This is a genomic window from Rhizobium sp. CG4 (assembly GCF_023701965.1).
GTDB lineage: Bacteria > Pseudomonadota > Alphaproteobacteria > Rhizobiales > Rhizobiaceae > Agrobacterium.
Genome location: NZ_JABAEG010000011.1, coordinates 107,819 through 132,942, shown reverse-complemented (window position 1 = coordinate 132,942; position 25,124 = coordinate 107,819). Strand labels below are relative to the sequence as shown.

18 protein-coding genes are annotated in these 25,124 nt (G+C 56.2%); 2 read left to right on the top strand and 16 right to left on the bottom strand.

Going from position 1 to position 25,124, the window contains the following annotated elements; genetic code table 11:
• Positions 1-78 precede the first annotated feature (78 nt).
• On the top strand, positions 79-1,704 hold the full coding sequence (gene pgi, locus HGO37_RS24275; RefSeq protein ID WP_250985607.1) for a glucose-6-phosphate isomerase: 1,626 nt from the start codon (positions 79-81) through the stop codon (positions 1,702-1,704).
• An 85-nt stretch (positions 1,705-1,789) separates the two neighbouring features.
• Here the strand turns inward: pgi and HGO37_RS24270 are convergent, their stop codons facing one another.
• From HGO37_RS24270 to HGO37_RS24260, 3 genes are all read right to left on the bottom strand, one after another.
• Complete coding sequence (locus HGO37_RS24270) at positions 1,790-3,094, bottom strand: MFS transporter (RefSeq protein WP_250985606.1); 1,305 nt, start codon at positions 3,092-3,094, stop codon at positions 1,790-1,792.
• An 88-nt stretch (positions 3,095-3,182) separates the two neighbouring features.
• Positions 3,183-3,584 (bottom strand): MarR family winged helix-turn-helix transcriptional regulator, encoded by a 402-nt coding sequence (locus HGO37_RS24265; RefSeq protein ID WP_192491563.1) that lies wholly within the window; start codon positions 3,582-3,584, stop codon positions 3,183-3,185.
• 175 nt (positions 3,585-3,759) lie between these two features.
• Positions 3,760-4,962 (bottom strand): MFS transporter, encoded by a 1,203-nt coding sequence (locus HGO37_RS24260; protein WP_250985605.1) that lies wholly within the window; start codon positions 4,960-4,962, stop codon positions 3,760-3,762.
• Between the two features lie 78 nt (positions 4,963-5,040).
• On the opposite strand from HGO37_RS24260, the gene HGO37_RS24255 reads away from it, so the two are divergent.
• Positions 5,041-6,042 (top strand): AraC family transcriptional regulator, encoded by a 1,002-nt coding sequence (locus HGO37_RS24255; protein ID WP_250985604.1) that lies wholly within the window; start codon positions 5,041-5,043, stop codon positions 6,040-6,042.
• 47 nt (positions 6,043-6,089) lie between these two features.
• Here HGO37_RS24255 and HGO37_RS24250 read toward each other — a convergent pair whose 3' ends face one another.
• The 13 genes from HGO37_RS24250 to HGO37_RS24195 form a co-directional block, all read right to left on the bottom strand.
• On the bottom strand, positions 6,090-7,445 hold the full coding sequence (locus HGO37_RS24250; RefSeq protein ID WP_192491449.1) for a dicarboxylate/amino acid:cation symporter: 1,356 nt from the start codon (positions 7,443-7,445) through the stop codon (positions 6,090-6,092).
• A gap of 207 nt (positions 7,446-7,652) precedes the next feature.
• Positions 7,653-8,591 carry a DMT family transporter gene (locus HGO37_RS24245; RefSeq protein WP_250985603.1) on the bottom strand — a complete coding sequence of 313 codons (939 nt, stop codon included), beginning with the start codon at positions 8,589-8,591 and terminating at the stop codon, positions 7,653-7,655.
• Positions 8,588-9,178: a TetR/AcrR family transcriptional regulator gene (locus tag HGO37_RS24240; RefSeq protein WP_250985602.1), complete on the bottom strand. Its 591-nt coding sequence runs from the start codon at positions 9,176-9,178 to the stop codon at positions 8,588-8,590. The genes HGO37_RS24245 and HGO37_RS24240 overlap by 4 nt, the downstream gene beginning before the upstream one ends.
• 115 nt (positions 9,179-9,293) lie before the next feature.
• A complete protein-coding gene (locus tag HGO37_RS26430; RefSeq protein ID WP_285201188.1) occupies positions 9,294-9,428 on the bottom strand; it encodes a hypothetical protein in 135 nt (44 codons plus the stop codon).
• Between the two features lie 8 nt (positions 9,429-9,436).
• A complete protein-coding gene (locus HGO37_RS24235; protein ID WP_250985601.1) occupies positions 9,437-9,970 on the bottom strand; it encodes a hypothetical protein in 534 nt (177 codons plus the stop codon).
• A 236-nt stretch (positions 9,971-10,206) separates the two neighbouring features.
• Positions 10,207-11,133 (bottom strand): carbohydrate kinase family protein, encoded by a 927-nt coding sequence (locus HGO37_RS24230; RefSeq protein ID WP_192491452.1) that lies wholly within the window; start codon positions 11,131-11,133, stop codon positions 10,207-10,209.
• 87 nt (positions 11,134-11,220) lie between these two features.
• On the bottom strand, positions 11,221-11,919 hold the full coding sequence (locus HGO37_RS24225; RefSeq protein WP_250985600.1) for an orotate phosphoribosyltransferase: 699 nt from the start codon (positions 11,917-11,919) through the stop codon (positions 11,221-11,223).
• Between the two features lie 56 nt (positions 11,920-11,975).
• On the bottom strand, positions 11,976-13,013 hold the full coding sequence (pyrC, locus tag HGO37_RS24220; protein ID WP_250985599.1) for a dihydroorotase: 1,038 nt from the start codon (positions 13,011-13,013) through the stop codon (positions 11,976-11,978).
• 133 nt (positions 13,014-13,146) lie between these two features.
• Positions 13,147-14,184: a 4-hydroxyproline epimerase gene (locus HGO37_RS24215; protein WP_250985598.1), complete on the bottom strand. Its 1,038-nt coding sequence runs from the start codon at positions 14,182-14,184 to the stop codon at positions 13,147-13,149.
• Between the two features lie 131 nt (positions 14,185-14,315).
• Positions 14,316-15,638 (bottom strand): alpha/beta hydrolase, encoded by a 1,323-nt coding sequence (locus HGO37_RS24210; RefSeq protein ID WP_250985631.1) that lies wholly within the window; start codon positions 15,636-15,638, stop codon positions 14,316-14,318.
• A gap of 127 nt (positions 15,639-15,765) precedes the next feature.
• Positions 15,766-17,262, bottom strand: coding sequence for a succinyl-CoA:acetate CoA-transferase ScpC (scpC, locus tag HGO37_RS24205; protein WP_250985597.1), 1,497 nt, complete (start codon positions 17,260-17,262; stop codon positions 15,766-15,768).
• A 217-nt stretch (positions 17,263-17,479) separates the two neighbouring features.
• On the bottom strand, positions 17,480-19,558 hold the full coding sequence (gene pbpC / locus HGO37_RS24200; RefSeq protein WP_250985630.1) for a penicillin-binding protein 1C: 2,079 nt from the start codon (positions 19,556-19,558) through the stop codon (positions 17,480-17,482).
• A 28-nt stretch (positions 19,559-19,586) separates the two neighbouring features.
• Entirely contained in the window at positions 19,587-25,040 is a 5,454-nt protein-coding gene (locus tag HGO37_RS24195) for an alpha-2-macroglobulin family protein (protein WP_250985596.1), read from the bottom strand.
• Between the last annotated feature and the right edge of the window lie 84 nt (positions 25,041-25,124).

The window sequence follows — 25,124 nt, the reverse complement described above, 5'->3', positions numbered from 1 at the left end:
TTGTCAAATACGCGCCTTGATTTGGCCTGCTGAAAGGGAATAGTTTCTGCATCCTTCCACGGAACTGAGGAACATTCCATGCAGGCTATCATCGAAAACCTGAAATCTACGGCTGCGGCCACATCCGCAACAGACATCAGGGCCGCTTTCGCCAATGACGCAAAGCGTTTCGACAATTTCAGCGTACGTTTTGACGATCTGCTGATGGATTATTCCAAATGCGCAGTGAATGCCGAGATTGTTGACCTGCTTGAAAAGCTGGCAACGGCAGGTGGCGTTGCTGAAAAACGCGAAGAAATGTTCTCCGGCAAGGCGATCAACTTCACCGAAGATCGCGCCGTATTGCACACAGCTTTGCGCAACCGTTCCAACACTCCGGTCCTGGTTGACGGCAAGGACGTGATGCCTGATGTCAACGACGTTCTCGCCGCCATGGGCAAGTTTGCCGATGCAATCCGCTTGGGCACACTCAAAGGCGCAACCGGCAAAAAGATCACCGACGTCATCAATATCGGCATTGGTGGTTCCGACCTCGGCCCGGTCATGGCGACATTGTCGCTCGCACCCTTCCATGATGGCCCACGTGCGCATTTCGTATCCAACATTGATGGCGCGCATATTGCCGATACGCTGAAATCAATTGATCCTGAGACGGCACTGTTCATCGTTGCATCAAAAACATTCACCACCATCGAAACGATGACCAATGCGGCAACGGCACGCAAGTTCATCGCCGACAAACTGGGTGAAGACGCCGTAAAGCACCACTTCTGCGCAGTATCGACCGCATTGGACAAGGTGGCCGCCTTCGGCATCGAAAGTGACCGTATTTTCGGTTTCTGGGATTGGGTCGGCGGACGCTATTCCATTTGGTCGGCAATTGGTCTGCCATTGATGATTGCCATCGGGCCTGAAAACTTCGGCAAGTTCCTGGATGGCGCGCATGCGATGGACAAGCACTTCCGCGAAGCGCCATTCCGTCAAAACCTGCCAATGCTGCTGGGCCTTATCGGTTTTTACCATCGCAATGTGCTGGATTATCCAACCCGCGCCATCCTGCCTTACGACCAGCGGCTTTCGCGCTTCCCTGCCTATTTGCAGCAGCTCGACATGGAATCCAACGGCAAGGGCGTCACGATTGACGGCAAAGCCGTTGAAGGTCAGTCCGGCCCGGTCGTATGGGGTGAACCCGGCACCAATGGACAGCATGCTTTTTATCAGCTGATCCACCAGGGAACGAGCATCATCCCGGCTGAATTCATGATTGCCGCCAACGGCTTTGAGAAAGAATTGCGTCATCAGCACCAGTTGCTGATTTCCAATTGCCTTGCCCAGTCAGAGGCCCTGATGAAGGGTCGCACACTGGCAGAAGCCAAGGCACAGCTGACCTCAAAGGGCATGGACGACAAACAGGCCGATCTCATTGCGCCACATCGCGTCTTTACCGGCAACCGCCCATCGATCACCTTCGTGTATGACCAACTGACACCATTTGCGCTTGGTCGCCTGATTGCACTCTATGAACACCGCGTTTTCGTGGAAGGCGTGCTGTTCCGTATCAACTCCTTCGACCAATGGGGCGTGGAGCTTGGCAAGGAACTGGCAACGGGCCTGCTGCCGGTTGTTGAAGGCAAGGAAAAGGCCGATGGCCATGACAGTTCCACACAGGGGCTGGTCAAGGTTTTGGCCGGTCTGGCGAAATAACCAACAACACAAGATAAAAAAGCCGGGATATGCTCCCGGCTTTTTCATGAAAACCAAGCCTGTGTCTGTACGACTGGATTGAACGTCAAGACCGCGCCAAATTTGGTGTCGCGAAATTGGTGGTACCGGGTTTTCTCAAAAGCAGCACCGACACAGCCGCGATCATGCACATGACGCCTGCGATCTGCAAAGCGGGCATATAGGTTCCGAAATCATCCCTGAAATATCCGGCACCGAATGCGGCGGTCGCAGCGCCAAGCTGGTGGCCAGTAAACACCCAACCAAAAACCAGACCGGCTTTTTCGCGTCCGAAATTCTCAGCCGCAAGCTTGACGGTTGGCGGAACGGTGGCAACCCAGTCCAGACCGTAAAATACCGCAAAGATCGACAGCTCCACCAGACTGAAACCCGAGAAGGAAAGGTAGATCAGCGACAGACCACGCAGACCATAAAACCAGAACAGTAGGAAACGATTGTCAAAACGGTCCGACAGCCAGCCAGCAAATACCGTACCGAAGAAATCAAAGATGCCGATAACCGCTAGCGTGCCGGCCGCCGTCACCGCAGCCATGCCAAAATCTCCGCAAATCGAGATCCAGTGCGTCTGAATGAGCCCATTGGTCGACAGACCGCAGATGAAGAATGTTCCAAACAACACCCAGAATACCGGGTTTGTAGACACTTCCTTCAACACCAGCAGTGGCGAAACAAGTGTGGCGAGCAGTTTGTGATCCTGCTTGACCCGCGCAGTCACCGTCTCCTCACCATAGGCCGGTAAACCAACATCGGCGGGATAGTCACGCATCAGAAACAGCACCAGTAGCATTGCCAACACGATTACCGTGACGGCCAGCATCAGGGCTGTGCGCCAGCCATAGGCTTCGGTAAGTGCCGCAAGAATGGGCAAAAACACCAGCTGACCGGTTGCGTTGCTGGCGGTCATCAATCCGACAACCAGCCCGCGGCGTTTCGAGAACCAGCGTGTGGCGACCGTTGCGCCAAGGACCAGCGCTGTCATGCCTGTGCCGACACCGATGACCACACCCCAGAGTGCGACGAGTTGCCAGACTTCCGTCATCAGAAACGATGTCAGGATGCCAAACACAATCAGTGTCAGCGCCGTTAAAACAACTTGGCGCACACCAAAATGATTCATGAAGGCCGCAGCAAACGGTCCGAGAAGACCAAAAAGCACCAGTCGCACTGCCATGGCAAAAGAGATATCGGCAATGTCCCAGCCAAATTCCTGATGCAGCGGCTGGATCATCACGCCGGCGGAACCCATGGCACCGGCGGTCGCTAGCATGGTCAGAAATGTGGTCGACGCCACCACCCAGCCATAATGAAGATTTTTGCCAGCCATCCAGCCAGCAAGACGTTCGGAAAACATTGCACTTCCCTTTCCTGATCACTGGTGTTGCGTCGAAATACGGGTAGATACCCTTATTTGCGTGCATATACCCGCTTCTTGATAAAAATTAGAGAGCTGCCAGCAGCTCCTGTAACTGTCTCGTTCTGTCAGGGCCCAACCGGGCCTCAATATCATCCTGCACACCGTCCCAGAGCGGCGCACCCTCATTCAGAACCGCCTGCCCTTGCTCGGTAATAGACAACATAGCCTCGCGCTGATCCTCGCCATGGCCAATTGCCACCAGCCCCATACGCTCAAGTACCTTGGCATTACGGCCGACCGTCGAACGGTCCAATTCCGCGGCGGCAGCAACATCGGTCAGTGACGCCGGCGCCAAACGCCTGATCTTCCTCAGCAGACTGAACTGACCGATATTTACCCCAAGCGGAGCCAGCGCCTCGTCGTAATAGGACGAGACCTTCCGGGAGGCTTGGCGCAACAATATGCAGTGACAGTTACTGGTTGACATAATAATGGGTATATACCCGCAACGCTCTGAGCGCAAGCGGCGGATTAACTCACGGCAATAGATCGACCGAGACGAGTCATGACAACCGGCAGCAGGAGACGATTATCTGATTGAAACACAAAGAAAAAGCCGGGAGATGATCCCGGTTTTTCCATGATCCAATATTTTGAGGAGATCAGGCGAGACTGACCTGCGCACGCGGCTTGACCCCGAGAATGATGCCAATGCTGGCGACAGCAAGCACCAGACCACTGATACCGAAAACGCCGGTTGCGCCATTCATGTCGAAGATAAAGCCGCCAACTGCCGCACCCATGCCGATGGCAAACTGGATGGAGGCAACCAGCAAACCGCCGGCACTTTCCGCTTCATCGGGAATGGTGCGCGCCAGCCATGTCGACCATGACACCGGCACCGCGCCAAACAGAAAACCCCACAGCGCAACAAGCACGGCAGCCAGAGGCAGCGGCGGTTGTGTGGTCACAATCACGAATGCGATAGCAGCCATCAACAGCGGCAAGACGGCCAGCGACAGCTTGAGGCTACGGCCGATCAATGATCCAGCCGTCAGCGTGCCCACAAAATTGGCCAATCCAAAGCCCAGCAACAGCGCCGAGACCATGCCGATATTGGCACCGATATCCATTTCCAGATACGGACGAAGGTAAGTGAAGAACGCAAAGTGTCCGCCAAATACCAGCGTTGCCGCCACGAGACCAAGCGCGATGCCTGGCCTCGTCAGAACGGTACCAAGGGTGCGCAGGCTGCTTGTGCCTGAAGGGGCGAGCTTTGGCAGCGTCAGATACTGCATGATAAAAGCAATAACACCCAAACCGGCCGTCAACACGAAGACGAAACGCCAGCCGGCCATTTCACCGACATAACTTCCAATCGGCGCCGCAACGATGGTTGCAGCAGACACACCGCTGAACACCATGGATAGGGCCCGCGGCACATTACGCGGCGGTACAAGGCGGATGACGATGGCCGTGGACATTGCCCAGAAACCGCCAAGCGCCACGCCCAACAGCAGACGCCCGATCAAAAGCAGCGTAAAGCCGGGGGCAGCCGCCACCATAAGATTGGAAACAACCAGCAGCGCGGAGAAAAACATCATCAGATGTCGACGGTCAATGCGACGTGCAGCCGATGTGATCAGCAGGCTGGCAATCATGCCAACAACCGCCGTGACGGTAACGGCCTGTCCGGCCGCACCTTCGGTAATACCAAGTTCAGCAGCGATGGGGGTGAGAAGGCTTGCGGGCAGAAACTCTGCCGTCACCAGTCCGAATACACCGAGCGCCATGGAGGTCACGGCACCCCATGCAGGGGTTGCCGGGCCAGCCCCAGCCTGTGTAGGTTCAAAAGTCGGGTTCATCATCTTGTCCTTTGGGAGGGAAGGAATGATCTGAAGATAAACTGGACAGGCCGGACTATCTATGTCACAAAATCCGTCATGCTTGATCGAAAGTCCGAAAATCACTCCTTGCCAGATCCGGATCTCGTCAGTGAACTGCTGATGGGCATGCGACTTGTCGGCCTGAATTACAATCGCATCGAGGTTGCTCCGCCCTTTGGTCTGGCGTTTGGCGAGGTCGAGGGACGAGCACAATTTCACTTTGTGGCACGCGGCCCGGTCTATCTGAGAACACTGTCCGGTAGCCTGCACGAGATGAACACTGGCGATGCCGTTCTGTTGCCACGTGGTGGCGCACATTCCCTGCTGTCCAGCCCGGAAATGCCCTGCCAGAACATCCGTTCCTTCAACACTGCGCCGCTCTGCAATTCCGTCACCGCCATCAAGACCTGCAGCCCCGAAACACCGGCCGCTGAGCGCATACTTGTTTTCAGCGGTTGCATGGAGTTTGACCTGGGTGGCCTGCACCCGCTTGTCGGACTGATGCCGGAAGTGATGTTCGTTGGCACCTTGATTAATCGTTACCCGGAATTGCTGCCGATGCTGGAGGCGATGGAGCGGGAAACGCGACAGGCCCGTGCCGGCTTTGCAGGCATTCTGGCGCGGCTTGCCGATGTGGTTGCAGCATTCATCGTGCGGGCATGGGTCGAATGTGGCTGCGGCGATTCCTCCGGTTGGATTGCAGCGTTGCGCGATCCTCGCCTTGGTCGCGTTCTGCTTGCCATTCACAACAATCCCGGCCACGACTGGTCTCTGGCAGAACTTGCCAGCCAGATGGGTGCGTCACGCTCGGTTTTTGCCGAACGTTTTCTCGAAGTGACCGGCATAACACCGCTGCGTTATCTAACCGAGCTTCGCATGCGGCTTGCTTCGCAATGGATTGGCAAGGAACATATGCCGATTGAAACGGCCGCCCTGAAACTCGGTTACGGCTCACAGGCCGCATTCAGCCGTGCCTTCAAACGCATCATTGGCCATCCACCGGGCTCGCTGACCACAAAACACAGTGACCTGCCTCCGCCGCCCCATCATATCGCATAAAAAAACCGCCGGTTTCCCGGCGGTTTTGTCATTCACAGTACCCTCGCTTATTCAGCAGGAACGGCTGTCGGATCAAGCGCGTCTATGCCTTCAACACGGTCATAGGCGTCCTGATCGAGAATGCCTTGGCGTTTTGCAACGATGGTCGGGATAAGTGCCTGACCAGCCACGTTAACGGCAGTACGGCCCATGTCTAGAATAGGATCAACCGCAAGCAGCAGACCAACGCCCTGCAGAGGCAGGCCAAGGGTGGATAGCGTCAGCGTCAACATCACGGTGGCACCAGTCAGGCCAGCAGTTGCAGCGGAACCAAGTACCGAAACAAAGGCAATCAGCACATATTCCTGCACACCAAGCGGGATGCCGTAAAACTGCGCGACAAAGATCGCCGAAATGGCCGGATAGATTGCCGCGCAACCATCCATCTTTGTGGTCGCGCCGAGCGGCACGGCAAAGGCTGCATATTCGCGTGGGACACCGAGATTACGCTCCGTAACCTGCTCGGTTACCGGAAGAGTGCCAATCGACGAACGGGAAACAAAGGCAAGCTGGATCGCAGGCCATGCACCGGCGAAGAACCGCACGGGGTTCAGTCCGTTTGTCGCCAGCACGATTGGATAGACGACGAAAAGCACGATCGCCAAACCGATGTAGATCGCAGCAGAGTACCAACCAAGCGATGCGAGCGCATCCCAGCCATAAACGGCAACCGCATTGCCCAGAAGGCCGATTGTGCCGATTGGCGTCAGGCGAATGACCCACCACAGAATCTTACGGGTAATGGCAAGCAGCGAACGGTTGAAGGACAGAAACGGTTCAGCCTTTTCACCCACCTGCAAGGCGGCAATACCAACGGCAATCGAAACCACAAGGATCTGCAAGACGTTGAAGTTGAGCGATGTGGTGGCACCACTGTCATTGATCCGTGTCGATGCCTGCAGGCCTAGCACGTTGGAAGGGATAAGGCCTTTCAAGAAATCAAGCCACGAACCGGTACTGGAAGGTGCCGCGGCAGCCGTTGCGGCAACACCACTGTTGATCCCCGGCTGAATGACCAGACCAAGTACGATACCGATGAGAACCGCTATCAGTGCGGTAATCGCAAACCACAGCAGGGTCTGCCAGACGAGGCGCGCTGCATTGTTGAGTTCACGCAGGTTGGCGATACTGGCCACAATGGCCGTGAAAATCAGCAGAGGCACCAGGGCGCGCAGAAGCTGCACAAAGATGGAGCCAATGGTCGAAAGCGTCTGTACGAGCCAATTCGGGCCAGCATCGGTCGGGCCGATCTGGCGCGCGATGTAGCCGAGGACCAGGCCGATAGCCATGGCGACGAACACCTGAAAGCCGAACGAAGCGTAAAACGGCTTCTGCGCCCGCGAAGCGGATGTTGAACTAGACATTTTGCATTCCATTTGATGGAGATAAGAACAAACGTGGCAGCGGCTGATGAATGCGGCGCTGCGGTCTGCCTATATATTTGGCATTTCGCCTTAAATATCAACAGACACAATTGCGCGAAACCGACGCTTCACGAAAATTCATTCCTCCATACAGGCAATTGGCGGGATGCTTTGGCGGTAGCGCCGGCACAACCGCCTTGCTGATTGTCACGATTGCCCAGATAGTGAGCTTTGTCGACGCAGAATGAACTTCATCGGTACCGTAATGACAACAAGGCAGCAGATGATCAGGACGACCCCAACCCACCCCAACATAGGCAACCGTTCGCCGATGATTGCAACTGCAAGCATTGCCGCAATGACCGGCTCGATAAGTGTAATCGTCGTCGCCATACTGGCGGGAATTCGCGCCAGTCCGATGCCGAAACAGATGTAACCCAGGAACATCGGCACCATCGCCATATAGAGGCCAACCGCCGCATTGTTCCACGAGGCGAGAAACGGTCCACCGGTCATAACCAGCACAGGCATCAGCAGTAGGCCACCAATACCGAAGGTCGCACCCATGGCTGCGGATGACCGAATGCCCTGCAACATCAAACCGCGTGCCGTCCACGAATAAAGCGCATAGGTCAGGCCACCGACCAGACCCAATCCAATCCCGGCAATTGTCGAATGACCACCGGTGAAGATTTCGGTGGAGGAACTTTCCGCTACGCACAGCAGCAACATGCCGGCAAGGCCGAGCAGCGCACCGCCCAACCAGCGTTTCGACAAACGTGCCCCATCGAAGAGATTTTCTATCACGGCAGACAGTAGTGGCGCCGAGCCAAGAGTAACCACCGTGCCAATCGTAACTCCGGCCAAACGCATCGATCCGTAAAAAGCCAGCGGATAAAGCGCGACCGCAAGACCTCCGAGCAACAGCTTGCGCCAGCGTACGGCCAGATCCGGGATAGACAGGCGAATGGTTTTGGCGGCAATCGCTGCCTGCAACAGACCGCCGATGCCCATGGCAGCTGCGCCGATGGCTGCAGCACTGACTTCAGGCGCAAATGTTGCTGCCGTGCCGGTGGTGCCCCAGACAACGGATGCAAAAAGGACAGCGGCTACGCCAATCCTGAAATCTTTTGGCGCAGTATTCATAATATCTCCAACAGGTCCGATGCCATGGCACGCGCTTCAATCACCAGCCCGCTGTTGCCTTCCAGTCCGGCGCGGGTAATGGCACCCTCCAGGAGAAAGGCCAGTTGTCGTGCGATCTTGGCCGCACGAGGCCTGTCACCGCCAATCAGTTCGGCCAAATGATCGGCAAGCAGCCGTTCGACTTCTTCCTTGTGAACACGCACCGCCTGTCGCCCGATGTCGCCAACGGTCAGTTCGGCCGCCGCATTCAGCAGGCCACATCCACGAAATCCACGTTCATAGGCATATTCGGCATGATCCTGATACGCATCGAACACCGCCAGGATCCGGTCTTTGGGCGAATGCACCTTGGCCAACCGCTTATCGTATAGGGCAAGCCATTCGGCATGGCGAACCTGCAGATACTGGTTTACCAGATCGGCCTTGGAGGCAAAATTGTTGTAGAGGCTTTTCTTGGCAACGCCGGCGCGCTCCACAATGGCGTCAATGCCGGTTCCGGCAATGCCGTTCTCATAAAACAGCACCGCTGCCGCGCGTAAAAGACGTTCACGAGCACTTTCCGGCACGGTTATTTGCACATCGCTCATCAGCAACCTCATTAGTAGGTAGATCGGTCTACCTACTGATTGCAAAAACGTCAAGCTTCATGCGTGCCGTCCGCTATCGCCGACACACCGTTGCCGCCTCAACCGGAAGCATCCGTCAGGAGCGTTTGGCTATTACATCAATCAACAGAAACAGGGTGACCACACCAATCCCGGCAGCGGTCAGCCAGGACCAGGCATAGAGCGGCGAAAAACCTTCGATGATGAAGGTCAAAACGGGCAGTGCCGCCATCGTCACCATCACAGTAAGGCGTCACAACGTCCGATACCAATCTGCAAAAGATAAAGCGGTGCCAGAACGCCGATTACTGTCACGGCAAGTAGAGCCGCAACCAGATAGACGGACCACTCAATGGCTGGCAGGCCTGAGCCCAGTGTCATGACAAACGAAATCGGAATGATGAGATAAAACCGATGCGCCAGCACCGACTCGAATTTCCAGCCGCGATTAAGAAGCGCCTTGGAAGCCATAGTGATGAGCACAGCACCGATACTGGCGGCCACACTTGCAAGCAGACCAAGCCAGGCATTCTCACCAATGGAAGCAAAACCACTGCCCTTCACCGCAGCAAGCGCGAGAACACCACATCCAGCTAGCACACCCGCGCAGACCGCAATGCGCTGAACCGACGGTTTCTGACCGGTCATAGCGAAGGTAATGATCACAGCCAGAACAGGACCGATACCAATTTCGACCGCACCGACAATCGCCGGTTCAATCAACTTCAGAGCATAAAAGAAAGTGAGAAAGGTCAGTGCCGTGCTGGCATTCAACAGAAGGAGCCGCCCTCACGCTTTTTGCCCGACGCTACGGCGCGACAAAAGCAGGAAAAACACGGCCAGAAAGATCATCAACCGACCAAAACCGGCACCTGCCACTGACACAAATTTCTCCCCCAATCTACCCTGGGTCCGGGCAACCCTAACTGTAGAACACACATATGTGCTGTGTGCCCCAGGCAGTCATCCGGAGGCACACTGCACATTGCAAAACGCATCAAACGCTCGTTTTAAAGGCCTATTTCTTTGGCCCATGGCGGGTTTGCGCCCGCGCGGGAAACGGTGACAGCGGCAGCCTTGGAGCCGAGCGCCAACGCCTTGGTAATCGCCTCCTCGCTGAGCGTTGCAACCTGCGCCTTGGTCAGCAGTCCCTGCAACTTGAGCGAGGCCAAAATACCAGCATCAAATGTATCACCAGCACCGACCGTGTCGACAACCTCAACCTTCTGGCTTGGCACGAACACCTTGCGATCCCGGGTGTAACCGACAGCGCCTTCAGCACCCTTGGTCACCACCACCAGTTTGGTGCCATCCTTCAGCCAATGCGTGGCCATGGCGTCGAGGTCACCATTTAGACCAAACCACTCGAGGTCTTCATCGGAAAACTTGAGAATATCCGACATCGCAGCCATGCGGGTGATACGAGCCAGGTGCTTTTCCTTGTCCTTGATGAATCCCGGGCGGATATTCGGGTCGAGCGAGATGACGCGGGCGGCATGTTCGCGCTGCATCAGCGCCTCATAGGTGCTGCCGCATGGTTCGGGAATAAGGCTGATCGCACCAAAATGCATGGCCTCGCAGTCATCGCCCAGCGCCGGTAAGTCATCCTGCGACAACATTCTGAGTGCCGTGCCCTCATCATAGAAGGCGTAAGTCGCATGGCCATTGACCAGCTTCACAAAGGCAACGGTGGACGGACGATCCGAAAGTGCACAAAAGCTGTAATCGACATTGGCGGCCTTGAGGCTTTCAATCAGCACGTCACCCAGCATGTCCTTGGCAATGCCACAGAAAAAGCCGGAGGCAACACCAAGCCTTCCAAGCGCGATGGCCGTATTGAACACTGCACCACCTGCATAAGGGGCATAACCTGCCTCCCCTTGCGTCGTTTGACGTGGCAGCATGTCGATCAAAGCTTCGCCGCAGCACAGGATCATTCGGTCCTCCTCACCCATATGAAAAATGAATCTGAAAATTCTTTGCGCTTTAAATCGATTTAACCGATGTTACGCAGAAAAACCAGATCAGGACGTTGGCAATTCGCTGACACCACCGTTGCGGCCAGACCAGGCCAGCGGCGCATCCAGAAACGCTTCTACCTCAGCCAAAGTATTGTCATCGAACAGCTTGTCAGCCTTGGCAACGGCCAGCACATCGCGCCATGTGGCGATGTAGTGCAGCTTGACATTACCGGCTGCAAAACGCTGTTCCGCTTCCGGGAAAATGCCGTAATAAAAAAGCGCAATGCCATGATCAACGATGCCACCGGCCGCACGGATTGCATCAATGAAGGTAAACATCGAACCACCGGCTGTCGTCAGGTCTTCAATGACCAGAACACGCGAACCTTCAGGCATGTTGCCCTCGATCTGCGCATTACGGCCATGGCCCTTTGGCTTCTTGCGGCAGTAAATCATTGGCAGCGAAAGACGCTCGGACAGGAAAGCGGCAAAGGGAATGCCAGCCGTTTCACCACCGGCAACACAGTCGAACTTTTCAAAACCTGCGTCGCGCATCACAGTTGCCGCGGCAAAATCCATCGCCGTTGAGCGAATGCGCGGATAGGAAATCAGCTTGCGCATGTCGATGTAAACAGGGCTCGCCATGCCGGACGCGAACTTGTACGGCTGGTCAGCAGAAAAATGCACAGCCTTGATTTCCCAGAGCATTTTGGCGACGATTTCTGCCATGATGGCGCGATCTGTAAAGTTGGCATGGATCATCTGGCTCTCCTTGGGCGTCTTTGGCTTTTCAAAATTCAGTAAATGGGTGTTGCGGCTCAGGCCACATCCCAATGCAATGGGAACATCGGGTCAAACACCGTCACGATGCCGGCACCGGTTTCCCGCTTGGTTGGGAAGGCGACAGGCTCATCACGTTTTACCAACGTGATCGTCTCATCATTCGGGGCAAGGCCATACCATGCCGGACCGTTGAGAGACGTGAAGGCCTCTAGCTTATCGAGTGCATTGTCCTGTTCAAACACATGCGCAAGGCAGCTCATCGTGTTGATCGAGGTGTAGACGCCGGCGCAACCACAGGCGCATTCCTTCAACGGATCGATATGCGGTGCGGAATCCGTGCCCAGGAAGAAACGTGCGTCGCCAGATGTTGCCGCAGCACGCAGCGCAAGACGGTGTTTTTCACGCTTGGCAACCGGCAGGCAATAATAATGCGGCTTGATACCGCCGACCAGAATGGCGTTGCGGTTGATGATCAGGTGGTGCGTGGTAATCGAACCGGCGAGATTGGCCTTGGAGGATTTGATGTAATCCACGCCATCTTTTGTGGTGACATGTTCCATCGTCACTTTCAGCTCTGGCAAACGCTTGCGCAGCGGTTCGAGAACCGTTTCGATAAACACGGCCTCGCGGTCGAAAATATCGACCTCAGGCGTTGTGACTTCACCATGCACGCAAAGCGGCAGACCGATCTTCGCCATACGCTCCAGAACAGGCATGGCCTTGTCCATGTCACGCACGCCGCCGTGGGAATTTGTGGTGGCACCGGCGGGATAGAGCTTCACGGCGGTGATCAGGCCGCTATTTTTGCCTGCCTCAACATCATCCGCCTCGGTGTGTTCGGTCAGATAAAGCGTCATCAGCGGCTGGAACTTATGGCCAGCCGGAATAGCCTTGACGATGCGATCCATATAGGCCTGCGCATCTTCGGTCGTGACAACAGGCGGCACGAGGTTCGGCATGATGATCGCACGAGCGAAATCCTTCGACGTATCCCCGATCACGCCTTCGAGCATGGCGCCATCGCGCAAATGCAGGTGCCAGTCATCAGGGCGGCGAAGGGTGATCGAATTCATCGTGCGGACCTCGGGTGCTGTATGGAATGCGGCAACCGCTTAACATCTTTTGCACCGGGGATACAGCCGCTGAACAGGTTTCAGCGGCTGTAAATGCATTTTTTCAGCTGGAAGGACCGATCTGAGACCGGCGCTAGATACCGCCTGCCTCTGGTCCCCAGACATCGGTCATCGCAAAACCGTCCGCCAGTGGATCAAACGGGTCCACACCCACTTGGTGCAGGCCAAATGTAAATCCACGACCGGCAATGGTCGGGATGACAGCCGGGCGACCGGCAACTTCAGTAAGCGCGGAAAGTCCAACCTCGAATTCCGAACCAATGATGGAACGCGATGTGTATTCGTCACCGAGTTTGACCTTGCCGCGCGCATAAAGCGTCGCGAGATTGGCCGAGTTGCCGGTTCCGCATGGCGAACGGTCAGCACGCCCCGGCCACATGGTGGTGCAGGTGCGGATGGAGCCATCCGCATCGACATCACGGAACATCACATAGGCAACACCTGAGATCGCCGGAATTTCGGGATGAACAACCGGCACCGACCGGTTGACGATGTCTTTCAGCACCATACCCGCCGCCACCAGCTTGGCTGCGTTCGCCTTGTCGATGGTCAAGCCGATCTGCCGCACATCCACCAGCGCGTAAAAAATGCCACCATAAGCGATATCCATCGTCACCGGGCCCCACTCCGCCGTGTCGATACTGACATCAAGCTCGTGAACAAAAGACGGCACCATGGTCAGCTTGACCTTTTCACAGCGTCCGTCCCGGCAGGTGGCGGTTGCTTTTACGAGGCCAGCAGCCGTTTCAAGAATGATCACCGTTTCCGGCTCTTTCATCTCCACCATGCCGCTTTCCAGCAGCGCCGTTGTGGCGCAGATGGAGTTCGACCCGGAACTGGCATGGGCCTGATCCGGCTGCAGGATAACAAAGGCCGCATGGGCGTCCGGATGTTTCGGTGGCAGCAACAAATTGACCGACCCCATGGGCGTGCCACGCGGTTCAAGCGTCAGAAAGCGCCGAAGCTCGGTACCTTTCGGATCGGTATTCATCCAGTGAAGCTGTTCAGCAATGCTGTTGCCAGGGATTTTCGGCGCGCCACCAACGACGACGCGACCGATTTCGCCTTCACAATGCACATCGAGAAGCTGAAGTGTGCGTTTCCAACGCATGATATTCTCTCCGAAAATCAACAAGGGCGAACAATGCCGCCAATCATGACGCGACCTAGCCTTAAGCAATACTCAACTGCATGCAGTTTGTATATTGAATAATTGTGTTTCCCGACGACAGTTTTGCGCAGTCAGCGTCGATTACAGACGGCACGATCGCGATTGACGGAGAGATCGCAATTCACGCCGGACGAACCCAATGCCGACTCGTTGACCACACTGCCGGCCGTATCCCCAACCGAACCAATTGTGTTGCCAAGCGAACGACCGAAGCGTTCAACCTGCTGACCGTAATTGTCGCGTGTGCGTGGATCAAACACAGCAATCGGAGCACTGACCACCACGCTGGCCGCCGTGCCAACGGTTTGCGCTGCGCCAATTCCAACGGCGCCAATTGCCTCACCAAGGCCAACATCAGAATCTGTCACTGTCTGTCCGGCAATCAACCGGTCGCCAATCAACCGCACCACTTCGGGGCTTTCGGCAAATTTACCGTGATTGAGATTGTCTCCCGACTTCAGCTTGGTGAGATCGAGAACCGTAATGCCGGCCTTTTCAAGCTGTGAAGCATAGGGTTCAACGGTTGGATCAATCTGTCCAAGGCGATCGACGTTACCGGAGATGCGGCGAGATAGGGTCAAGGCCCGGTCGTCCTGCGACACGAACAACGTGAACTTCGGTGGGGTCGTGCCGAGTGCCGTGTACTGTCGGCTGAATACGTCCACATCCAGATCAGGTGCGGCAAGAATGACATTTTTTATCTTCGGATTCACACGGCCATTGCGAATGGCCATCTGCCGCAGCGATTCCACCGCAAGCCAGGTGCCCATCGAATGCGCCATCACGGTGATCTCACCAACAGACGTGTCCTTGGCAAGGCGGGTCAGCATTTCCTCCAACGCGTCGCGCGAATAGTTGGTGCTTTCCTTGTCGTAATTATAATCGAAGATGCTGGCGCGGGATGGCCAGGTAAACACCACTGGCACCACGTCCGTACCGGAATCATGCACGATCTGCGCAAATCGATAGACCGATTCCTCGTAGCGGTTGTTGAAACCATGCACGAAGACCAAAACGCGGCGGTCCTTGGAAAGGTGCTTCTTCACCCACGAAAAACCGGCTGCCTCACCGATGATCGGCTCGATCGAAACCGTTGTAAAATCCTTGATCGGGTTGGGTGGCAATTTCTTTGGCCACTGCACCTGCCCGACCTTGCGATTGGCTTCAGGTGGAATGGAGACAGTCACAGCGTCGATCTTGAGGCCGGTGCCACGCTCTCCGCCAAACAGGATTGCGGTATTATCAGAGGGAGCACGGGTCGTCGCAACGAGAAGATTGACTTCAGACGTGCCCGGGACGGTCGTTCCGGTTGGGGTCATCACGCCGATTGGACGCCCACCACAGCCGGTCAGCACGGCAAATACCATAAACACTGCCGCACATTTTGTGCGCATTCCAAAGGGCATAGATTCATTCTCCCCGAACCATGGAGCCTTCGTCAAAACAGCATCCGGCCGGGTCCCTTCTATAGCAAAGCCCAATGAAGCGGAATTGCTTTTTACAATCCCGCATTTTTGGTGATCAGGCAGAAGGCAACATGGTGCCCTTTTCCCGCAGTGCCGTGTGCCAGGAGAATGCTTCTTCGAGGATATGCGGTGTATGTCCACCACGTTTTACAGCCCGCTCATAATAATCTGCCAACTGGTCGCGGTAGAGCGGATGCACGCAGTTGCGAATAATCACCGGCGCACGCTCACGCGGCGCAAGTCCACGCAAGTCAGCGATGCCCACTTCCGTCACCAGAATATCCACATCATGTTCGGTGTGGTCGACATGACTTACCATCGGCACAACGCTGGAAATCGAACCATTCTTGGCAATAGACTTGGTGACAAAGATCGACATGTACGCGTTGCGGGCAAAGTCCCCGGAACCACCAATGCCGTTCATCATATTGGTGCCGCCAACATGTGTGGAGTTCACATTGCCGTAAATGTCGAATTCCAGTGCCGTGTTGATGCCAATAATCCCCAGACGGCGAATAACCTCCGGGTGGTTGCTGACCTCCTGCGGACGCAGGATTAACCGGGACTTATAGTCCATCAGGCGCGGCATAACCTTTTCGTTCATCTCTCCCGACAGGGTGATTGAAGAACCGGATGCAAAGGTCAGCTTGCCACTGTCAAACAATTCAAAGGTCGAGTCCTGCAGAACCTCGGAATACATTTTTAGGTCATGGAACGGTGTGTCGATAAAACCGTGCATCACCGCATTGGCAATCGTACCGATACCGGCCTGCAGCGGCTGCAGTTCATAGCCCATGCGACCCTGCTTCACCTCGTTGAGCAGGAAGTCCGAAAGATGGGAGGCAATCGCCTTGGTATCGTCATCTGGTGGCAGAACGGTCGAGAAGCTGTCTTCCTTTTCCGTGACAACGATAGCAGCAATCTTTTCCGGCGGAACCGGAATATAGGGCAGACCAACGCGGCTATCCGGCGTCACCACCGGGATGGGCATGCGGGTAGGTCGACGTGCCGGAATGAAAATGTCATGCAGCCCTTCCAGAATGACCGACTGCGACAGGTTGATTTCAACGATGATCTTGTCCGCCAGAATGGCAAAACTTGCCGAGTTACCAACCGATGTAGTTGGCACGATGCCACCTTCGGAAGTAATTGCCACCGCCTCGATAATGGCAACATCAACGCCGTGGATCTGGCCCGAACGCAGTTGCTCAACGGTTTCCGACAGGTGTTGATCGATGAACATCACTTCACCGGCATTGATGGCCTTGCGAAGCGCCGGATCGGACTGGAAAGGCATGCGCCGCGCCAGCATATGGGCTTCGACCATGGTCTTGTCGAGATCATTGCCAAGTGATGCCCCGGTCATCAGCGTAATGGAGAGTGGGCTTTTCTTCGCCCGTTCCGCCAATGCCAGCGGCACGGCCTTGGCCTCGCCAGCACGGGTAAAGCCACTCATACCAACGGTCATGCCGTCCTTGATGAGCAAAGCAGCCTCGTCCGCACTGACCACCCTGTCGAGAAGGCTGGCGTTGCGAATACGATCCTGAAGCATGAAACTCTCCTAAAAACGCACTTATGTCATCGTCCCGACGACAATATATTGCACTGCAACAGACATCGCGCATAGTTCGCACCAGCGCAACTTGGCAATAAGTATGGGATAGTTTTAGCCACTCAGAACTGATCCATGTCAAAAAACAAGCAAGATCGCAGATAATAGCTACGCCATTAAAACCACGCTATAACGTTATGCGAGACTTCGGACAGGGCTAATCTACAAAGACGCGCACGCTGGACGCACGCCCATCCGCGTCGATGACAGTCAGCGTCGAATAACCGGCACCGTCCGGCAGCCATTGGCTGGTGCGCTTGCGCGACAGGTCGCGAATGGGTTTGCCATTTGCCAGCCAGCGAAACGGCGCCCGACCACCCTGCATCTTCAAAACCAGCGGCGACATGTCACCGCCCTGCCCCGAAAGTTCCACCTTTGCCCCCTCGGGTGGGTAGACGATATGCGGCGCAGCTTCACGGGTTGAAGCAGTCACAAGCCCGCTTGATGTCACACTGAAACGACGCTGCGCAGCAGGCAGATCCTGTGCGGCCAGTCGCACCGCACCTGTGGGTGCCGATGGCAAGGGTGTGATCGCCACGCCAGATTTTTCAAAGGCTTCAAACAGAATGGGCGCAGCAGAAGCATATCCCGCAATGCCCGGCACAGCGCCGTTATCGGCACGGCCAACCCAGACGCCAATGACGTGGCGGCCGTCATACCCCACCGACCACGCGTCACGATAACCGTAACTGGTTCCGGTTTTGTAAGCGATGCCGCGCTGCTTCATGCCAAGCGGCGGCAGAACACTGGCCAGTATATCGCTGACATTCCACACCGCGACCGTATCCAGCATTGTCGATGTCTGTTGCGCCTGGGGCTGCGATCGAACTCCGTCGCCGAGAGCGACCGGCACTCCACGATTGGCAAGGGCGGCATAAAGCTGAACCAGATCAACCAAAGAAACACCGGCCCCACCAAGCGCAATGGCAAGTCCCGGCGCCTCGCCTGCTGGCAGCGACAACGACACGCCCGCTCTTCGGAAACGCACCATCAAGGCAGCAGGGCTAACCGCCTCCAGCAATTTCACCGCAGGCACATTGAGAGAAAGCTGTAATGCTTGGCGGATGCTGACGTCACCCTGATAACTCATGTCAAAATTGCGCGGACGATAGCCATAAAAATCGGACGGCCGGTCTTCAATCAGCGTTTCCTGCGCTGCCACGCCATCTTCAAAGGCAAGGCCGTAGATAAACGGCTTGAGTGTCGAGCCAGGCGAACGCACCGCCCGCGTCATATCCACCCAGCCGCGTCGCGACGTGTCGGTATAATCGGAAGAACCGATTTCCGCGAGAATGTCTCCAGTGCGGCTGTCAGCCATCACGATCGCCACCGAGACTTTGGGCCCGAGCTTTTCAGCTGCACGTTTTGCCAGCGCCTCCAGCTCTCTTTGAACAGACAGCGACAAGGTGGTTGAGATTTCGCCGGCATCAGGCGCTTTCCGTCTGGCAACCTCCGCCAGATGCGGTGCAAAGGCCGGCAGCTCCATTCGTCGTGAGGGTATCATTGAAAGCGATGCGCGGGCGGCTTCACCATCGCCTACCACATCGGCAACGGCAAGGCGCGACAACACCCGCTCCCGGGCGGCCTTTGCTGCGTCAGGAAAACGGTCTGGTCGTCGCCTTTCAGGCAGTTGCGGCAATGACACCAACAAAGCAGCTTCTGCCGTTGAGAGGCGTTTCGGCTCCTTGCCAAACCATGCGAGGCTTGCAGCACGGACCCCCTCAAGATTGCCGCCATAGGGTGCAAGATTGAGGTAGAGGTCAAGGATTGCCGCCTTGCCCAGACGTCGTTCGATCTGTACCGCGCGCGCTGCCTGCAAGAATTTCGCAGAAAAGGAGCGGTCCGTGCGCGGTTCGATCAATCGGGCCACCTGCATGGACAGTGTGGAGGCACCGGAGACGATCCTCCCATTCGAGACAAGCTGCCAGCCCGCCCGCATCAACGCCCATGGGTCAATACCCGCATGTTGCCAGAAACGCTGGTCCTCATAAGCAACCAGCATTTTCAAAAACTGCGGATAAACATCGCCAGCCGTGGTCTTCAGCCTCCACCGCCCGTCAGGAGTCGCAAAGGCGCGCAGCAGCTGGCCATTTGCGTCCTTCACTTCGAATGAGCGGCTCAACGCGGCATCAAGCGGCGGCGGATAGGCCCTATCGAGAGCATCCAGCGTATAGGCGGCGCCGATGGTCAGAACACTGACCAGGGCAACCGCTGTAGCTGTCTTTTTCCACCGCATGCTTTTGAACCGCACCATGGCGAAAGCCTTATTCAGCCTTCACCACAGACATGCGGCCGGTTGCCGTGCGGGCGGAGAACTGCGGACGGTACATGTCTTCCACATTTGCTGCCGGATGATCGTAGGTACCGGGTGTGACTGCACGCACCACATAGGCCAGGGAAATTTCCGAATTGTCACCAGCCGAGCGATCGAAAGCCGCCACGAAACGATCGCTGCGGAATTCGGTGTGTGCTGCCTCGACCTCGCCAATCCATTCGAAATTGGAAAGCTGCGCGCTATCCACAAGGCTTGGATTGTCGATTTCAAAACCGGCTGGCAACAGGTCGGTAATCAGGATGCGTGACTGCCAGTCATGCTGCGGCGTGACATTGAGCACCACCACATAACGTTCGTTCTGCACGGCCTCGCTGATGTTCACCTCTTCGCCATCAAGCGAATAATAGGCCCGGGAAATCGTGAACCCATCGCCACCGGCCGCAAGCGGCGAGGCCGGCGCGGCAACCGTGGTGACCGTTGCCGTGACTGGATCGGAAGAGGCATTCGAGATGGTCAGCGGCTTGTGCAGCAACTCGTCGCCCGTCATCTGTTTGCCAAATCCACCGGTCGACATTTCGCCGTTCACATCAAGGCGAATGTCCTTGTCTTCGCCCTTAAGCGCGCGGGCAGCCAGCAACATCCACGCCTGTTCCTGCGTGCTGGTGTAGGTCTTGTTTTCCCATTCCTTGGCAACACTGCTGGCCAGTTGCGGCACAACAGGCGGCACCGGACGGCTTTCCGCTGCCAGCGCCAAAGACGCAGCACCATCACGCAGTGCCGAACCGTAATCGGCACGGGCAAGGCTGACATTGGCGGAGTTGGCCGCCATGCCAAGTGAGGATGCAAAGACCGATTGCGAGCGATTATTATCGCCATAAAGCGAAAGTGCTGCACCGATCTGTGCCTTGGCCAGAGGTGTCGGGAATTCGCCAAGCGCCGTATCTGCAAAGTAGCGCAGGTCGTTGATCGCGGCCTTCTTGTTGCGGGCCAGCACATAAAGTGCATAGGCGATTTCATTGCCACGATCCCGAACATTGTTGTCAATCGCCAGGCCGTTTTGCAGGTTGGTCAAAGCCTGCACCATCGCCTGCTCCGGAACCTCATAGGACTGTTCACGTGCACGGGTCAGGAAGTCGGTGATGTAGGCATCCAGCCAAAGGTCACCATAGCCGGGCGACCACAGGCCGAAACTGCCCGAACTCGACTGGAAGGACAGCACGCGGAAAATCGCATCCTGTACGCGCTTCTTGATCTCAGGGTCTTGCGAAAGAGCAGTGTCGCTTGTCATTTCAGACAGATAGAGCAGCGGCAATGCACGGCTGGTCGTTTGCTCGGCACATCCGTACGGATATTTGTCGAGCATCATCACCAGTGCCGGAACATCGAATGCTGCCGAGCGGCTGACATTGACCGCAACCGATGCACCAAGCAGCATGCTGTCAGCCAGCAGGTCACCGTTCACAGTCAGGCTGCTATTGGGAGCAATACGAATGTTGCGTCGTGTGGTCACCGGCAGGGCAGCTGGCCGCACCGGAATGTTCAACTCCTGTTCAAGAGCTGCACCCGTCGCATCCGCCAACCGTATTGTCACTTCGGCATTGCCGGGCATTTCGCCTGTTAACGGCAAGGTCAGATCCGCTTTGCCACCTGTCGCCAAAGTCAGGGTCTGCTGCACCAGTCCTTCACCCACTGTCGCAGCAGTGTTGCTGGAGACCGTCAGTGTGTAATCGCCAGCGCGACCATCAGTATTGGCAATGTCCAGCCGCAACTGGGCCTCGTCACCGGGGCTCAGGAATTTAGGCGCACTGGCGGTAATCACCACCGGATCACGAATGACGACATCAGACACCGCATGTCCAACCCCGGTCTTGGAATAGGCAACAGCCATAACCCGAGCAGTGCCGTTAAACTGCGGAATATCGAAGGTGATAACGGCCTTGCCTTCACCATCCAGTTTTACCGGACCGGCAAAAAACGCCACCAGCTTTTCGGTCGGAGGGCTACCCTGTAGGGCAACCTGCCCGCCATCACCACCGGTGCGCAACCGGCCGGTCGCACCCAGCGAACCGTCAATCAATCGTCCATAAATATCGCGGATTTCAAGTCCCAGACTGCGCTGGCCAAAATACCAGTCATCCGGCTTTGGCGGCTGGTAACGTGTCAGGTTCAATATCCCGACATCGACAGCAGCAACCATCACATAGGCGTCTTCATCAGCACCGGCTCCCGTCACCTGTACGGGGATTTCCAGCGGCTGACGGGGTAGCGTCTTTTCCGGCAGGGTCAGCGAGACATTCAGCTTGCGCTCAGCCGGGTCAACGGCCAGCCATTTGATACCGATGGCACGCATCGGCATGCGGCTTTCCTGCGCATCACCAGGGCGGAACAGTGTGGCGGTCACATAGGCACCCGCACCCCAGTCCTTGGTAACAGGAATGTCCACTTCACCGCCGTTTTCTCCAATCGAGACATTCTGGACGGCAATCAACGCTTCCGAACCAGCAGTGACCATTAGCTCACCGGCAAATTTCGAAGAAATCTGCAGCTTGGCAGTTTCGCCAACCGTGTAGCGTTCCTTGTCCAGTGCTATTTCCAGGCCATCAGGCGTTTCCGTTGAGCTTGCCTCCACGAACCAGCCAGCATCAAACTCAACGCTGGAAGTCGGGCCATCATTCTGGGCAGTTTCCACTTCCAGACGGTAACGACCCCAATTGACAGGCACGGAAATCTGCCCGCCATTAGTGTCAACGGACACCGTTCCGGTTTCCATCTGACGGGTAAACACGACCGGCTCATAACGCCAGGAATTACCCTGACGATACCACTGGTAATTCCGTTCAACCTTGATCAGCTTCCATGTCAGGCCGCTCATTGCCTGTTTGGCGCCGTCTGCCGAAACGCCAATGATGTGGAAACGACCAACCGAATTCTCAGCAAGATCACCGGAAAATTCTGGCTTGATACCAATCATCGAACCTTCAGACTTGACCGGCAACGTCAGGCTGCGCTCGACAGCACGGCCACCAGCCTCACGCATCCGCACAATGACATTGGCATTGAGAAGCTGCGTGGTCGACGGAATTTCACTCAACGTCACCGGGAAGGTCGCCTTGCCATCATCATCCAGCACGGGAAGTTCTTCCAGCGGCATGCGGCTTTCTTCCTGGCTTTCCTCGTCAGCGAGACCAAAGAAATAACCGGGGAAAGCATCGCTGTTGCGGGTCGGTTTGAGGGCAACTTCGCCTTCAAGCTCAAGACCGGCGGCTGGCGCACCGTAAAGATAACGACCATCGACAGTAACATCAGCTTCCGCACCGGGCACGATTTCCTTCACCGAGCTGGAAAGCTCGAACTCGGTCCGATCAGGCACAAAATCGTCCACCAAGAACGATGTTTCGCTGAGCGATGACGCCTTTGGATCGGTATAGACCCTCATTGTCCAGGTGCCACGCATTGCGGTGGCCTGCGTTTCAAACTGCAGCGCGTGTCCACCAAGCGCCCGGCCATCACTGACCACGCGACGATCCTCAACGCCGTCAGGGCGCGAGAACACGAAGGTTAGCGGCAGATTTTCAATGGCGTTACCTTCAATGTCACGGGCAAGCGCAACAGCATTGACGGTTTCACCAGCACGGTAAATTCCGCGCTCCGTCCAGCTCATCAGATCGATAGCACCGGGGGCTGCACGTCCTGTCACACCGCGATCAGAAAGATCAAAACCGGCGCGCGTCATATCAAGGAAAACGTAATCACCGTCGCCATTGCGGGCGGTAATGACTGCCGGTGCCTGTGCTGCCGTTCCGCGGATCAGACCGGCGGCAAAGGTCGCGCGACCTTCTGCATCACTCGTTGCGGTCGCCAGAACTTCGTTGTTCTTGGCCAGCAATTGCAGTTCCACGCCTTCCAATGGCTTGGCGGTGCTGAGTGCACGCACGAAGACATTCAGGCCATCCGTTCCGGCATAGGTCGTTACGCCGGTATCCGACACCAGGAACCATTGGGTTGCGCGTGAATCCCAGTTTTCCGGCGCAGTGCCAGGCGGTACAGCTGTCAGAACATAGATGCCAGGTTTACGCTCAAGCAGCGCTTCATCCACCGGGAAGCTGGTAACCACATCCTTGTTCAACTCAGGCTGAATGACGATATCGCCCTGCCACACCAGTTCACCAATTTCGTTTTCGATACGGTCTGAACTATAGCCATCCATCTGGGTGAGAAACTGCGAATTGGCCAGCAATGGCGCAATGTTGCGATCACCGACGCGGTAGAGTTTCAGAGATGCGCTTTCGATGTTGACGGACACCAGCGGCACACCACGGCGTGCAGTGCCCGGCAATACGAAACTGTCACCGGTAAAACGCACGGAGGCCGAACGGTCACGGACGTAAATGTCGAGATCGACCTGCTTTTCCAACGGTTCTTCGACGGACGATGGCAAACCGGCACGCAAAGCAAGTTTGTAGCGCTGGCCATGGGTCAGACCTTCCACGCAAATTTCGCTGCCCTTGGCTTCCATAGCCTTTGGCGACGTACCATCCAGCGTCACAAAAGGCGCATAATCGACACCGGCTTTCACCAGCGGTTCGGAGAACTGCACGCAGGCACGCGGCGATGCACTGTCAGTATCAACCGTGTTGCCGATAACCCGGAAGCCCTGACGGGAGCGCAGGTCGGCATAGGCAGCGCGAATAGCTCCATCATCGACGAGTGCAAGACGCGCCTTGTAGGTGTTGAGGGCAGCACGGTAATTCTGCGTTTTTTCAAACGCTCGCGCTAACGCATCCAGCGCGTCGGTTCTGGCACTTGAGGTACGGCTCAGCTCATAGGCATTGAGCGCAGCAGACGCAGCCTGCCCGGCAATCGAATAATTGTTATCGACGCGGGCAGCGGTCGCAGAAAATTGCGCCCACACCGTGCCGTTGTCAGGTTCCAGTGACAGGGCAGCCTTAAAGAAATCAACCGCTTGCGGAATATTTCCCGCGCCGCTTTGCATATTGGCATTGCCAAGCAGGGCATCAAAACCCATTGCCTCCTGTTCGTCCGTCGCCGTCAGGCTGGACTTGAGGCGGCGTGCCTCCTGAACCAGATCGTCGGAAATGAAGGACAATCGCTTGGGCGCACCGATATCCGGTTCATTGGACACTTCCACGACTTTGCCAGCCACAGCGCCCGGGAAAGCGTTCAACTGGTTGAAGTCCGATTTGAGGAAGCACCATTGCACCTTGGGATTATAGGTGAAGGCCTTGCAGGACGCGTCATCAAGGCACGTCGTCTTGCACTCATCTAGTGAAACATTTTGCTCGGTACGCAGGTCAAAACCGAAATAATCGCCATTTTGCGTGGTGACTATTTTACGGTCTGCCTGTTGAGCATTGGAGGGCAGCGTTGCAAAAACCGTTGCAGCAACCACGAAGGAACCGCGAAGCAAGGCGCGCAAGGACATCTGTTCTCTCCCCGACAGATTTTTATATTCGATTGTGTTCAAATTCCTTTTGGCTTGTCAACGCAGCCAAAACAAGCCTCAGAA